Consider the following 14,693-nt stretch of genomic DNA (forward strand, 5'->3'; position numbering starts at 1 on the left):
CATTTGAACCTATTTTTGAATGCAGCCTCTAAAAAAGGAGGGGGAGAAGGATGTCGGATAATAAAATGCTAGAAACAGGAACAAATTCATTAACTATAAAAAAGAAAAAACAATTTATCACGCCTAAGACCGTTCCTTATCTATTTGTTGGTCCAGCCTTGCTATTGTTTATTGCTTTTACGGTTTATCCTATAATTGCTTCTTTTCTATTAAGCTTTCAAACAAAGGTGGCAGGTGTTTATACTTTCTCTGGGCTTGCGAACTATACACGGCTTTTCAGTGATCCACTCTTTTACAAAGCGCTTGGCAATACATTTATTATTTTGCTAGTGCAGGTTCCGATTATGTTATTCCTAGCCGTCTTATTAGCGAGTGTATTGAATTCTAGTTTATTAAGAATGAAAGGTTTTTACCGGGTCGCTTTTTTTACTCCTGCTGTTACTTCATTAGTCGCAGCTTCCATCATTTTTGTATTGCTGTTAAATACAGACTACGGTTTAATCAATTATTTATTCACTTCAATCGGTCTTGAGAAGGTTCATTGGCTGACAGATCCTTTCTGGGCGAAGGTCTCCCTTATTCTTGTAACAACTTGGAGATGGACTGGCTATAACATGGTTATCTTATTAGCTGGCTTGCAAAATATCCCGAATAGTTTGTATGAAGCAGCTAGTATAGATGGTGCCAGTACAATCAAGAAATTCTTTTATATCACGATTCCACAGCTTAAGCCCGTTCTGTTATTTACTTTTGTAATGTCAACAATTGGCTCCTTTCAATTATTTGATGAGCCGTACAACTTAACAAATGGCGGTCCAAATAATGCGACCATAACGATTACTTACTATCTTTATAATCAGGGCTTCAGTTTCTTTAATTTTGGTTATGCATCGGCCATTGCTTATGTAATTGTGCTCTTTATCGCGGTTCTATCATGGATTCAATTTAAGGTGGTGAGAAATGACTGATGACAAAACAGAAACGCATTCAAAAAATATTTATGCACCTATTTTTACTTATTGGTGTGGTCATTTCGATTGGTCCATTTTATTGGATGCTTGTAGGGGCAACAAATCCTTCAGGCGATGTGCTGGCCTTTCCTCCAAAATTGATTCCTGGTGATTATTTGCTGGAGAACCTACGAAATTTAAGCAATTCTATCGATATTGTCAAAGCGGTAACTAATTCATCAATCATTGCGATTGTTTTTGTCATAGTAAGTTTATTCATTTGTTCCGCAGCAGGCTATGCTTTTGCGAAGTTTAAATTTAAGGGCAGCAATCTGATTTTTGCATCCTTTTTATTGGCGATGATGATCCCATATCAGGCTACGATTATTCCACTATTTCAAATCTTTGGATCGTTAGACTGGATCAATACGTATCAAGCGATTATATTGCCGCAAATATGCTATCCCTTTGCTATCTTTTTGATTAGGCAAAATATGCAGGGAATACCAGATTCCTTAATAGAAGCAGCAAGAATAGATGGGGCTGGAGAGTTCTTTATCTTTTTCAAAATTGCTTTGCCAACAATGAAGCCTGCTTTAGCGGCTGTTGGGATTTTCCTTTTTACTCATCAATGGAATAATTTTATGTGGCCATTAATAGTGATGACAACACAGGAAAATTATACTTTGCCAGTGGCTTTGTCCACTTTAGCTGGTCTTAATTCTATTGATTATGGACAATTGATGTTAGGGACAGCTATTTCGGTAATCCCAGTAATGGCCGTCTTTCTTATCCTGCAAAAGCACTTTATTTCCGGTATTTTAGGTGGTTCGATAAAAGAATAAAGAATATAGATAGGAGTGCAAATAATGACGAAAAAATGGACGGAGGAAAAATTAACACTAGGTGTTTGCTATTATCCAGAACACTGGTCAGAGGAGCTGTGGGAAGATGATTTTCAAAGAATGAAGGAGCTAGGATTTACCTATGTTCGCATGGGGGAATTTTCCTGGACGATATTGGAGCCAGAAGAAGGGGTATATTCTTTTGCTTTATTTGATCGAGCGATTGAAAAAGCCCATAAATTCGGCCTGAAGATAGTGCTCGGAACCCCAACAGCTACACCGCCAGCATGGCTGACCCATAAATATCCTGATGTATTGAATGTATCCCAAACAGGCATACCGTTCCAGCATGGCGCTCGAAGACATTATAACTATAATTCGGAAAACTATCGAAGACTAAGTTCCGCTATCGTGACAGAAATGGCAAAACATTATAGCCATAATCCAGGCGTTGTCGGCTGGCAGATTGATAATGAATTAAATTGTGAAATAGATGTTTTTTATTCGGACGCCGATCATCTAGCTTTTAGAAGATGGGCAATGGAAAAATATCAAACGTTAGATCAATTAAATGAGGCATGGGGAACTGTTTTTTGGAATCAGACATATACCTGCTGGGATCAAGTTTATTTAACTCGCACAACGGTTCCCAATTCTCCCAACCCTCATCATATGTTAGATGAAAAGCGGTTCATTTCTGATAGTGCTATTTCTTATGCAAAAATGCAAGCAGACATTATTCGGAAATATACAAGCAATCAGTGGGTTACCACAAATGGGATGTTTAAGCATCTCGATAATCATAAGCTGACAAATGAAGTGCTAGACTTCTATGCTTATGATTCTTATCCTAATTTCGGCAGAGTATTAGAAGATAAGAGCGATAAGCCTTTGCGAGACCGGAAATGGAGCTGGAACTTAAGTGTAGTCCGCAGCATTTCCCCTAATTTTGCTATTTTTGAACAGCAGTCCGGTCCCGGCGGATGGGTGACACGACTAGAACAGCCGTCGCCTAATCCAGGACAGCTTCGCCTATGGACCTATCAATCGATTGCACATGGTGCAGATTTAGTTATGTATTTCCGCTGGCGAACAGCAACGAAAGGAACAGAAATTTACTGGCATGGCATTAATGACTATCATAATCTGCCTAACCGCCGTATAAAAGAAGTAGAGCAAGTAAGCAAGGAGATTCAACTAATCGGAGAGAAGATAGCAGGAGCGACTTACCAGGCAGAGATAGCAATCGTCACTAATTATGATAATGAGTGGGATGCGGAATTTGATAAGTGGTCAGGACCTTTTGCTTCCCTTAGCAAAGAGGCATGGTTTAAGGTGCTGCAGTACAATCATATACCTGTAGATGCCTATAATCTAAATAGTAACTCTAATCTAGATGAGTTGAAAAAATATAAAGTACTGGTGTATCCTCATGCAGCAATTGTATCAGAACAAACAGCGAATTTGCTGAAAAAGTATGTAGAGCAAGGTGGTAAATTGATACTAGGCTGTCGCACTGGATATAAGGATGAAACAGGTCAAGTCTATATGAAGGCATTCCCAGGTTATCTAGCAGACCTTACGGGAATAACGGTAGAGGATTTTACAAGGGAAGCACCGTTTGAAACTACTCCAATCGTAATCTACAAAGAAAAAACAGAGATTAAGACTAGAGGATTTTATGAGACTTTAAAAATCGAATCAAAAGATACGAAAGTAATAGGGAGGTTTTCTGACTGCTATTTTGAAGAAAAGCCCGGCCTGGTTAAGCACCAATATGGAGAGGGAGCTTGTTATTATTTTGGAGGCGTGTTTACTATCGAGCTTGTTGAAAATTTACTTGAAGAAATACAAATAAATAATAATAACAAATTTGATTTACCTGAAAGTGTAGAGTTGTCCATACGCAAGAAAGAAGGGAAGGAATTTGTTTTCTTATTAAATTATTCCCATGAGACGCAGGAACTGGAAGTCAAGGAGGGAATGACCAATATTTTAACAGGAGAGAAGGTACATCAGAAGATACAATTGAAGGGTTATGATGTACTTGTGTTAGAGTAGAATATCAGAGGGATAAAGAGGCTTAAGGAAGGACGTTGTAAATAAAGCAACGTCCTTTTAAATTTACTAATATCTGCAAAATAAAAATTATTATTTTCATATTGTATGATTGTCCTTTATACTAGGGAAGTATGTTAAAAATAGAGTAGCTAGATCCCTCAAAGAAATGATTCTTTTCAAATAAATTAGCTAGTGAATTTTTGTAAGGAGGAAATGTCGTTTGACCACTATTGAAAAAGAAACAATGATTGTTGATATTAAGAATGTTGATGAAAAAGGTGCTGGACAAGCAGTTGTTTGGCGCGAAAATGAATTAGGCAACAAAAAGAAGCTAAAACTAACAATCCCGCAAACTTTACCAGGTGAAAAGGTAAAGGTAACAGTTGATCAGCCGCATAGAAGACATCGAAAAGCGATGCCAGAAGAAATCATAGATGCACATGCGGAAAGAATTGGACCAGCTTGTCCACATTTTGAAAAATGCGGCGGATGTGTATGGCAGCATTGGGATTATAATGGGCAATTACAACAAAAAACCAATCATGTAAAACGGGTGATTGAAGAACAAGGATTTGATCCTAGCTTAGTAAAAGATACAATCGGCATGGATGAGCCTTGGAGATACCGCAATAAAATGGAATTTACCTTTGCTGCGGATGGTTCTCTTGGTCTACATGAGCAAGGGAATTTTAGAAAAATTATTTCCTTAGAAACTTGCCTGATCGCTGGAAAAGAAATGGTGGAAGCGGCACTTGAAATAGCCAATTGGGTAAAGGAACATGCATTAAAAGGTTATAATAAAGATACACATGAAGGACTTCTTCGTCATTTAATGGTGAGACAGTCTTTTGCTACAGGGGAAATGATGTTGGCGCTATTTGCGACAGAAGCTCCAGACGGTTCTTTGAAAGATGCAGTGGATACAGTAGTTGCTCGTATTACCGAAAAGTTCCCACAAGTTAAAAGCTTTATGTGGTTAGAGAATACCGATTGGGCAGATCGTACGCAATCAGAAAAAAGTCATACATTAGCTGGGAGAGATTTCATTTACGATGAAATGGATGGATATCGATTCCGCGTCTGGTTTGATACTTTCTTCCAAACGAATCCGACACAAGCACAAAAATTAGTCGATTTAGCTGTAGAAATGGCGGAACCAAAGAAATCGGAGAATATGATTGATCTATTCTGTGGTGTCGGTACATTTTCACTTCCATTCGCGAGCAGGGTTGGCAAGCTTGTCGGGATTGAAATTGTCGAAAGTTCGATTGAATCAGCAAAACGAAATGCAGGAGATAATGGTATTGATAATACTACTTTCCTAGCACAAGATGCCCGAACTGGATTAGCACAAGTATTAGAAACATTTGGCAGACCTGAGTTATTGCTGCTAGATCCTCCTCGCTCTGGTGCAGGTGGAAAGGTAATGAGACGTATCGGACGTTCTCAACCAGAAAGAATTGTATATGTATCATGTAATCCAGATACCTTTGCTACTGATATTAAGCAACTGGAGCCATTTGGATATACATTGAAAGTGGTTCAGCCAGTCGACTTATTCCCGCATACCGTTCACGTTGAATGCTGTGCATTATTAGTAAGAAATAATTAATATTTGATAAGCTGATTTCAGATTTTTTCTGCTATCAGCTTTTTTATTGTTATAGATAGAAAATGGAGTTGTATTAGTATTGTAGAATCTCCATTTTAAAAAAAATTATCCCCTATGCAGGGAATATATGAGCAATTGGAGAAAGAGGAATTGTAAATATCTAGTTATTTCTCCCAAATATCCCGGCGAATCTTACAGTTCTTCCAACAATTATGCAATGAGTTTTGCTTGCAAACCTGTTAGCCTTGTATATGGGCCTGTTAAAACAGGAGGTATACAAAAATGAAACAGTTATTATTTATTGCAATTATATTCACTTTTATTAGTGGTTCTTATATATATATACCATCTATTGCAAATGCAGAAACAATTAGTAAGGAAGAAACAACAACTGTAGCAACAAGAAAATTTGCTGTTGATAAAAAGGAAAATGTAAAAGCTTCTGATGAATCAGCAGACATAACGAATAATGAAAAAAAATTACTGGCCCGTCTTGTTCATGCAGAAGCGAAGGGTGAGCCGTTTGCCGGTAAAGTAGCAGTAGCTGATGTAGTACTAAATCGTCTAGATGATAAGCAGTTTCCTGATACAGTAGAGTCTGTCATCTATGAGAAAAATGCTTTTCAGCCTGTTCAGAACGGTTCCATCGATAAAGCACCGGATAAAGAGTCCATGGAAGCAGTAGAAGAAGCATTAAATAATGGAAAAGAGAATAAAGAGCTTCTTTATTTCTATAATCCAGATACAGCAACAAGTGATTGGATTTTTACAAGACAAGTGATTAAGCATATAGGAAATCATGCATTTTCTATTTGAGAAGCATTAATTAGTTAATTATTTTGCCCTTATTTCATATATTAGTAGTAGTTGAGGAGATTTTCGAATAGAATTTCTCCATTTTTTTATTCTTTATTCTTTATTGCTAATACGGGAAAAAGGAAAATATTTGAAACTTTTTCAATGTACTGTTCGTATAGTTTTTATTGAGGAGGCGATGTGTTGAAGAAAAGTAATCATCGTATAATCATAATCGCATTATTTCCTTTTCTTCTTATATTATTAGCTGGATGTACCGAGAAAACAGTTAAAGATACAGATCCATACATACAACCAGTAGAAGCTGTTTTACAAAATGCCTTAAATGGACCCAAGGATGAGTTAATAGAAATATGGAACAAGCAAAAGGAAAGCAAAGCAAATGGAGAAGAAAAGCAGGCTGCTCTAGGAGAATATGAAGAAGCAGTCTTTAAAGATTATTTTTCTAATCAAAAATCCTATAATGATTTCATTACAAGATATGGGACGATCTTAATGATGGAGTCGTATAAAAAGGATTATAGTCTTAAGGTTAAAAATATTGAATTCGAAAGAACTGATTCGAAAGGAAAGATTTATAACTTTTCTATATCATTAGCATATCATAAAAAGGGCATGGATGAGCCAAAAGTAAAACAAGTAACTGGGCAAGCGAATGTAAATGCTGATTATAAAATTGAAAGAATGTTTATCCGTGTAAATGATTTATGGGGATCAATTGATAAGAGAAAGTAAAAGCTGCTATGTTAACGAAGAAGTGGATGAAGATAGCGTTTGAAAAAGAGATGTAATTATTCGGGTGCAGTTCAGAATGCCGAAGCGGCTTAGCGCAAGCTCCACGGAAAGTAACACCCGATTCAAAGTGATTAATAAATATACTTTACTTAAAACTTCTATTTCAAAAAACGGGAGTTTGTCTACAGTCTGAAGAGACAGGCAAAAATGCCTGTCTCTTATTTCATTGTAATTCCATATCGCATTTTTTCCGATAATTCTTTTCCTGTTGTTTTCAATAGCTGTAAATAGTCATTAAGGAGATCATCACTTACGGAAGAAACTAATGTTGAGATACTAAGCGCTGCTAGTATTTGTCCATGTTGATTTAAAATTGGTACCGCGATACAGCGGACACCTAGTTCATTTTCTTGATTATCCACAGCATACTCGTTATAACGCACTTTTTCTAATTCCATAAGGAAATCTTCTTTCTTGGTGATAGTCCGGTTTGTTGCTTGTGTAAACAGATAGTTATCTAGTAGTGAATGAATTATATCTGGAGGTTGATACGATAACAATAATTTTCCGATTGCTGTACAATGGAGGGGAATTCTTCTCCCAATCCGAGAGTACCGTATAACAGAATTAGCCCCTTCTTCCTTGTCAATGTATACACCTGCATTCCCATCAAGAATACCTAGATGGCATGTTTGGCCCGTCTTTAGTGCTAACTCAACGAGATATTTATTAGCTATTTGCCTGATGTTTAAAGTATTGATAACTAAATTCCCTCTTTCAACGAGCTTTAAGCCTAATCGATATTTTCCATTTTCTGAATTTTGATCAATATAGCGAGATTGCTGCAAAGTCTTTAATAAAGAATGTACTGTACTTTTATGAAGCCCCATTTGTTCGCTGATTTCCGTAATCTTTAATTCTACGGTGTGATCGTTAAATAAATCTAATATTTGAAGTGCACGTTCCACAGATTGAATGATTGGCATAATATCTTCTCCATTTTTGTTTTATAATATTTAACTATTTCCTAGGATAACAAATATTATAGTGTACTTTTACATTAATACAGCCATTTCAAAATAGCAATCTATATTTGCAAATTAGAAAATATTCAAAATTAACAAAATGTAAGTGTTTACTTTTAGAGGCTGTATGTTATAATCAATTCACACAGACTAAATAATAGCAATGAGTTTTATAATGTAAAACTAAAAGGAGAGATAAGAAGAAATGACCGAGCTGAATCGCTTTAGAGGTATTATTCCGCCAGTGTCAAGCATTCTTGATAAAGATGGTAATCTGAAAGAAGGCGAAATGGCGTTATTAATTGATAAACTAATTGAGGAAAAAGTAAATGGCTTATTCTTTTTAGGTACTGGTGGAGAATTTTCGCAAATGTTTGTAAAGGAGAGAAAGAGGATTGCTGAATTTGCTGTTAAGTATGTTGCAAAAAGAGTTCCTGTCTTAATTGGAATTGGCAGCACGAATACAAGGGAGGCAATTCTGCTTGGTCAGCATGCGGAACAAATAGGCGCAGATGGAATTGTTGCTATTAATCCCTATTATTGGAATTTAACCAAAGAGAATTTATATACTTACTTTAGTGACATAGCAAAGTCTGTTAAGCTGCCAGTTTTACTCTATAATTTTCCAACTCTTACAGGGCAGGATTTAACACCTGATTTCGTGATAGAGCTTGTTCTAAATCATCAAAATATAGTTGGTATTAAAGAAACGATTGATTCGATCGGACATATTCGTGAAATGAATGATAAGGTAAAAATGATTAACCCTGATTTTTCTGTTTTTTGTGGGTTTGATGACCATTTATTTAATACGCTACTGCTTGGAGGAGATGGCGCAATATCAGCTAGTGCAAATTTTGCACCACAACTATCAGTTGGTCTGTATAACTCCTTCTTAGCAGGAGATATAGAAAAAGCAGTTTCTTTGCAGAAACAATTAGCTATATTGCCACAACTATATAAAATAGATAGTCCGTTTGTAAATGTAGTGAAGGAAGCAACGAAATTATGTGGTTTGAATATTACAACAGAGGTGTTGCCTCCTGCTAAAGCCCTTAATGAAGAGAAGAAGCAGCAAGTTAAGGAAATTTTACAACAGGCAAATTTATTATAAGAGAAGAAGATATATTCCTTTTTTTGAAATGATTATTTGTTTACTAAACAAACAGATATTGGAGGGTGATAGGATGACATTACCATTTATATTTGAAAACGAGAATAAATCTCTTTATGAAGTAAAAACGAATGCAAAGGGGCCAACTGGAACGCTACCACTTACTGCACAAATGCTGGAGGATTCGCCGAGCGGGGATTTATTCGGACTTAGCCAAAATGTAGGGATGGGATGGAAACCGAAAGATTTATTAGGAACAGAAGTCCTGATTCTAGGTACAAAAGGTGGTATAAGAGATCATAATGGTGAACCAATCGCGCTAGGGTACCACACAGGACATTGGGAAGTTGATATCCTCATGGCAGAGGCAGCAGAAGAAATTCGAAACCATAAAGGTGTTCCCTTTGCGGGTTTTGTTAGTGATCCTTGTGACGGTCGTTCGCAAGGAACATTAGGAATGTTTGATTCTTTTCCTTATCGAAATGATGCTGCAATTGTTTATCGGCGTTTAATTCGTTCATTGCCTACTAGAGAAGCAGTAATAGGCGTTGCAACATGTGATAAAGGATTACCTGCCATGATGATTGCGCTTAGTTCTATGCATGATTTGCCAACTATTATTGTGCCTGGTGGTGTTACGCTGCCTCCAGCAATTGGGGAGGATGCAGGGAAAATCCAAACAATTGGCGCACGATTTGCCAATAAAGAGATTAGTTTGAAGGAAGCGGCAGAGCTTGGCTGCGTGGCATGTGCTACACCAGGAGGAGGCTGTCAATTCCTTGGTACTGCTGCAACATCGCAAGTAATTGCGGAAGCACTAGGCATAGCAGTCACTCATTCAGCACTTGCTCCTTCTGGACAAAAGATTTGGGCAGAAATGGCAAGGCAGTCAGCAAGAGCTGTTTTAGAAATGGAAAAGAATCAAATTAAAACAAAGGACATTATTACAGATAAAGCTATCGAGAATGCAATGGTTCTTCATGCGGCTTTTGGTGGTTCAACCAATCTTTTATTACATATTCCAGCTCTTGCACATGCTGCCAAATGTAAAATACCCACAGTAGATGATTGGGCAAGAATAAATCGCAAAACTCCACGTCTAGTAAGTGTTTTACCTAACGGACCAGATCATCATCCAACAGTTCGTGTTTTTCTTGCTGGTGGTGTACCAGAAGTAATGCTTCATTTACGAAAATTAGGGCTTTTACATGAAGATGTCCTAACTGTTACTGGTCATACTTTAGGAGAGAACTTAGATTGGTGGGAAAAATCCGAAAGAAGAACGCAATTAAGGAAACGTTTATTAGAAGCAGATGGTGTCAACCCTGAGCAAGTAATTATGGATCCTGCTACAGCAAAAGCAAGAGGGCTTACTTCCACGATCACCTTTCCAAAAGGGAATATTGCACCAGAAGGATCTGTTATTAAATCAACTTCAATTGATCGCACTGTAGTAGGAGAAGATGGAATCTATAGACATACAGGAACAGCGAAGGTATTTACATCGGAGAAAGCGGCTATTACTGCAATAAAAACTGGGGGAATAAAAGCAGGAGATGTAATGGTTGTAATGGGAGGAGGTCCATCTGGAACCGGAATGGAAGAAACCTATCAATTAACGTCTGCTTTGAAATATTTACCTTTTGGCAAATATGTATCCTTAATTACGGACGCACGTTTTTCAGGTGTCTCAACTGGAGCCTGCATCGGTCATATCGGTCCGGAAGCATTGAGCGATGGACCGATTGGAAGGCTGCGAAATGGAGATTTAATCGATATTATGGTTGATTGTGAAAACTTGATAGGAACAGTTGATTTTATTGGCACAGAAGATCAGCGATTGTCAAAAGAAGAGGCAACATCCGTTTTAAAAGCAAGAGAAGCGCATCCAGACCTTAAACCAGATCCTAATTTGCCAGATGATACAAGGCTTTGGGCGGCACTGCAAGCGGTTAGTGGCGGGACATGGAGAGGCAGTGTGTATGATGTTGACCGAATTATTGAAGTATTGGAAGCAGGGAAGAAGGCGTTAGCGAAAGAAGAAGGTTCTTTCATAAGATAGTGACACAGTATCTTAGTAGAAGATAGCTCTGATTGTCGTTGTAAGTTTGAATTAATTGTAAGCGTAAACAAAGTTATGGATGGAGGATTAAGATGTCGACCAATTTACAAAGGGAAGAGGTTACTCCGGCACAAAGTGCACCAGCTGGTGAAAAGATAAGTTTAATGGAAAGATTAGGGTATGGTTCGGGTGACTTAGCTAGTAATTTTATCTGGCAAGCAATGAGCATTTTTATTGTGTATTATTTTACAGATATCATTGGCATTGCAGCAGGGATTATAGGATCCATCATGTTGTTTTCCCGGATTTTTGATGGGATAACAGATATATTGATGGGTTACGTCATAGATAAGACGAAATCAAAGCATGGTAAGGCAAGACCTTGGCTATTATGGCTTGCGATTCCTTTTGCAATCTCAGCTGTATTACTGTTTACCGTTCCGGATGTAAGCACTGTTTGGCAAGTTGTTTATATTACAATTACCTATAATTTAGTTTGTTTGGTCTATACTGGCTTAAATGTACCATATGGAACCTTAAACTCCTTAATTACACAAAATCAATACCAAAGATCTATTTTAAATGTATTTCGTATGAGTTTTGCGTTAATAGGATCACTTATAGTCAGTAATTTGACCCTTCCACTTGCAAATATCTTTGGAGGAGGCCAATTTGGATGGATTATAACTTTCCTTATTTTTGGATCGATTGGTAGTAGTCTTTTCTACTTTTGTTTCAAATCAACCACTGAAAGAGTTAAGCCTGCTAGCAAGGAACAACAGCAAAATCCCGTAAAGCTAAAAGATAGTATAAGAACGCTTGGGAAAAATAAGTATTGGGCACTTGTGACGACATTTATCTTTATGACCTATATTTTTAATGCCTTAAATTCTGGAGCAGTCATTTATTTTGCTCAGTATATTTTAGATGACACCCTTCTAGTTGGACTTGTAACAACAGCTTATACAGTATTTATCCTTTTAGGAATGGTAATTGTAGCACCAATTACGAAAAGGTTTGGTAAAAGAAATGCCATTATTGTTGGGGAAGTAATTACGTTAATCGGTTATCTAATTATGTTAATTGACATCACTAATATAGCATTAATTGTAGCCGGTACGATAATTCGAGGAATCGGTAAGGCGCCGATCAATGGAAGTATGTTTGCGATGCTAGGTGACACGATCGAGTATGGGGAGTGGAAAACAGGTATTCGAAATGAAGGTATGGTATATAGCGGCGGAAGCATGGGTATCAAAATCGGTAGTGGATTAGGCACTGCTATTATAGGATGGGTATTATTCATTGGTGGATATGTTGGCGGCGGAGGCACGCAATCGAGTGCAGCATTGCTTTCTATTCAATCCTTGTTTATTTACATTCCAATGGCAATTACTGTTTTCTTAATTATCCTCATGCTATTCTATCGTTTAGATAAAATCTATCCTCGTATTATTAGTGATCTAAAAGCTAGAAGCGCAAACTAATTTCTAACAATTTATGTTATAGCAATAGTTGAAGCTAGTGGGAATGTACTAGTTTTGTAGATTCCTTTCCTAAATTACCTTAGAATTTACCAATGTTAAGAAAAGGGGTTATGAAATGAGTAAAATAATCAATCCAGTCTTGCCAGGCTATCATCCTGATCCTTCTATTTTACGAGTTGGAGATGACTATTATATAGCGGTCTCTACTTTTGAATGGTTTCCAGGCGTACAAATATATCATTCTAAAGACATGATTAATTGGAGATTGCTAACATATCCATTAACAAGAGAATCTCAATTAAATATGATTGGAAATGTCAATTCAGGAGGGGTTTGGGCGCCCTGTTTAAGTTATTCAGAAGGGATGTTTTTTTTAATCTATACAGATGTAAAAAGTAGAATGGGAGCTTTTAAGGATACACATAACTATTTAGTGACAGCTGAAAATATTGAAGGGCCTTGGTCTGAGCCGATTTATCTTAATAGTAGTGGATTTGATCCTTCCTTGTTTCATGATGAGGATGGGAGAAAATGGTTAGTCAATATGATTTGGGATTTTCGTAAAGGAACTAATTCTTTTGCAGGAATCGCCCTGCAGGAATATTCTGTAGAAGAAAAAAGGCTAGTGGGACCGGTACAAAATATTTTTAAGGGCTCAGAGATAGGGTTAACAGAGGCACCTCATATATATAAGCGGAATGGCTATTATTATTTAGTAACAGCAGAAGGAGGAACTTGGTATACCCATGCGGTTACAGTAGCAAGGTCAACTTCTTTATTTGGTCCATATGAAATAGATCCAACCAATCCAATCTTGACATCAGATGAGAGCAAAAAAGACCAGCTGCAAAAGGCGGGGCATGGAAGCTTGGTGGAAACTCAAAATGGTGAGTGGTATATGGCACATTTATGTGGAAGACCGGTTGTCGATAAAAAATGTATATTAGGGAGAGAAACTGCTATCCAAAAATGCTATTGGACAGAAGATGATTGGCTGCGTGTTGAAGGAGGACCAAATCCATCAACTATTGTAGAGGGACCGGATTTACAATTACATCCATTTGAACAAGAGAGCAACTTTGATGATTTCCAAGGTCATTCCTTAAAAAAATACTGGAACTCATTAAGAAGAATATTCACGGAGGATTGGATTTCACTAACAGAACGACCAGGTTATTTGACATTAAAGGGTGGAGAATCGATGAGCTCCCTCCATCATCAAAGCCTGTTAGCACGCAGACTAGAAAGTTTCACGGTGGAAGTAGAAACAGCAGTTGAATATACACCCGAAAACTTTCAACAAATGGCGGGATTAATTTTTTATTATGATACAGATGATTATGTGTACCTCCGAATTACAACACATGAAACGTTAGGAAAATGTATCGGAATCATTGAATCCAAGCATGGAGTTTATGATGAATTACTCGATCAAGATATACCTTTAAAATCTAAAGGGGAGGTTAAGGTAAAAGCACAAGTTGATCAGCAATGGCTACAATTTGCTTATGCAGAAGAAGATGAATGGAAGAATATTGGCAGTAAAATCGATATTAGTCATTTATCAGACGATGATGCAGATTATATACGCTTCACTGGGACCTTTGTTGGGATATGTACACAAGATTTAAGCGGGCAAAAGAAACCAAGTTATTTTTCATACTTTAAGTATGATGAGTTGTAAAACAGAATATCACAAGATGGGGCTGAGACAAAACTAAAAAGGCTATGCTTAAAGCTGAATAATCATTTGTTGAATTAGACGAATGATAAAAAGAATCTATTTTTGTTTCTCGCCCCATTTTATAAGATTAGTGAAATGGAGCGGAAGACACTCGACTCCTGCGGGAAATAGAGTAAAGGCTGAGACCCCGCAGCGCTGCAGTGAGGAGGCTCAGCTTCCTCCCCGCGGAAAGCGAGTGACTGGAGCGCAATGGAACGAACTTGTTTTTTAGCTATAAAAAGGATAAATCAGCGAAAAGAAAA

Annotated in this window: 11 protein-coding genes; 10 read left to right on the plus strand and 1 reads right to left on the minus strand. The window is 37.3% G+C overall.

The genetic code is table 11. From position 1 onward, the window contains the following. Positions 1-50: 50 nt before the first annotated feature. From NX902_RS07995 to NX902_RS08020, 6 genes are all read left to right on the plus strand, one after another. Positions 51-968 carry a carbohydrate ABC transporter permease gene (locus tag NX902_RS07995; protein ID WP_082138282.1) on the plus strand — a complete coding sequence of 306 codons (918 nt, stop codon included), beginning with the start codon at positions 51-53 and terminating at the stop codon, positions 966-968. Continuing rightward, on the plus strand, positions 968-1,795 hold the full coding sequence (locus NX902_RS08000) for a carbohydrate ABC transporter permease (protein ID WP_171509483.1): 828 nt from the start codon (positions 968-970) through the stop codon (positions 1,793-1,795). The genes NX902_RS07995 and NX902_RS08000 overlap by 1 nt, the downstream gene beginning before the upstream one ends. 24 nt (positions 1,796-1,819) lie before the next feature. Next, complete coding sequence (locus NX902_RS08005; RefSeq protein ID WP_163186680.1) at positions 1,820-3,856, plus strand: beta-galactosidase; 2,037 nt, start codon at positions 1,820-1,822, stop codon at positions 3,854-3,856. Positions 3,857-4,100: 244 nt separating this feature from the next. Next, positions 4,101-5,468 (plus strand): 23S rRNA (uracil(1939)-C(5))-methyltransferase RlmD, encoded by a 1,368-nt coding sequence (rlmD, locus tag NX902_RS08010; RefSeq protein ID WP_370999917.1) that lies wholly within the window; start codon positions 4,101-4,103, stop codon positions 5,466-5,468. Between the two features lie 282 nt (positions 5,469-5,750). After that, entirely contained in the window at positions 5,751-6,284 is a 534-nt protein-coding gene (locus tag NX902_RS08015) for a cell wall hydrolase (RefSeq protein ID WP_123259695.1), read from the plus strand. 183 nt (positions 6,285-6,467) lie between these two features. Continuing rightward, positions 6,468-7,019, plus strand: coding sequence for a hypothetical protein (locus NX902_RS08020; protein ID WP_095332315.1), 552 nt, complete (start codon positions 6,468-6,470; stop codon positions 7,017-7,019). A 218-nt stretch (positions 7,020-7,237) separates the two neighbouring features. Here the strand turns inward: NX902_RS08020 and NX902_RS08025 are convergent, their stop codons facing one another. Then, positions 7,238-8,005, minus strand: a complete 768-nt coding sequence (locus NX902_RS08025) for an IclR family transcriptional regulator (RefSeq protein WP_095332317.1) — start codon at positions 8,003-8,005, stop codon at positions 7,238-7,240. A gap of 244 nt (positions 8,006-8,249) precedes the next feature. Here NX902_RS08025 and NX902_RS08030 point away from each other — a divergent pair, with 244 nt between their 5' ends. The 4 genes from NX902_RS08030 (at position 8,250) to NX902_RS08045 (ending at position 14,391) form a co-directional block, all read left to right on the plus strand. After that, positions 8,250-9,158, plus strand: a complete 909-nt coding sequence (locus tag NX902_RS08030) for a dihydrodipicolinate synthase family protein (protein WP_095332319.1) — start codon at positions 8,250-8,252, stop codon at positions 9,156-9,158. Positions 9,159-9,231: 73 nt separating this feature from the next. Further along, positions 9,232-11,220, plus strand: coding sequence for a YjhG/YagF family D-xylonate dehydratase (locus tag NX902_RS08035; protein ID WP_095332321.1), 1,989 nt, complete (start codon positions 9,232-9,234; stop codon positions 11,218-11,220). A gap of 92 nt (positions 11,221-11,312) precedes the next feature. Next, positions 11,313-12,707 carry an MFS transporter gene (locus NX902_RS08040; protein ID WP_123257349.1) on the plus strand — a complete coding sequence of 465 codons (1,395 nt, stop codon included), beginning with the start codon at positions 11,313-11,315 and terminating at the stop codon, positions 12,705-12,707. 115 nt (positions 12,708-12,822) lie between these two features. After that, a complete protein-coding gene (locus NX902_RS08045; protein WP_095332325.1) occupies positions 12,823-14,391 on the plus strand; it encodes a glycoside hydrolase family 43 protein in 1,569 nt (522 codons plus the stop codon). The last annotated feature ends 302 nt before the right edge of the window (positions 14,392-14,693 follow it).

Source organism: Niallia sp. FSL W8-0954 (assembly GCF_038005605.1).
Lineage (GTDB): Bacteria > Bacillota > Bacilli > Bacillales > Cytobacillaceae > Niallia > Niallia circulans_A.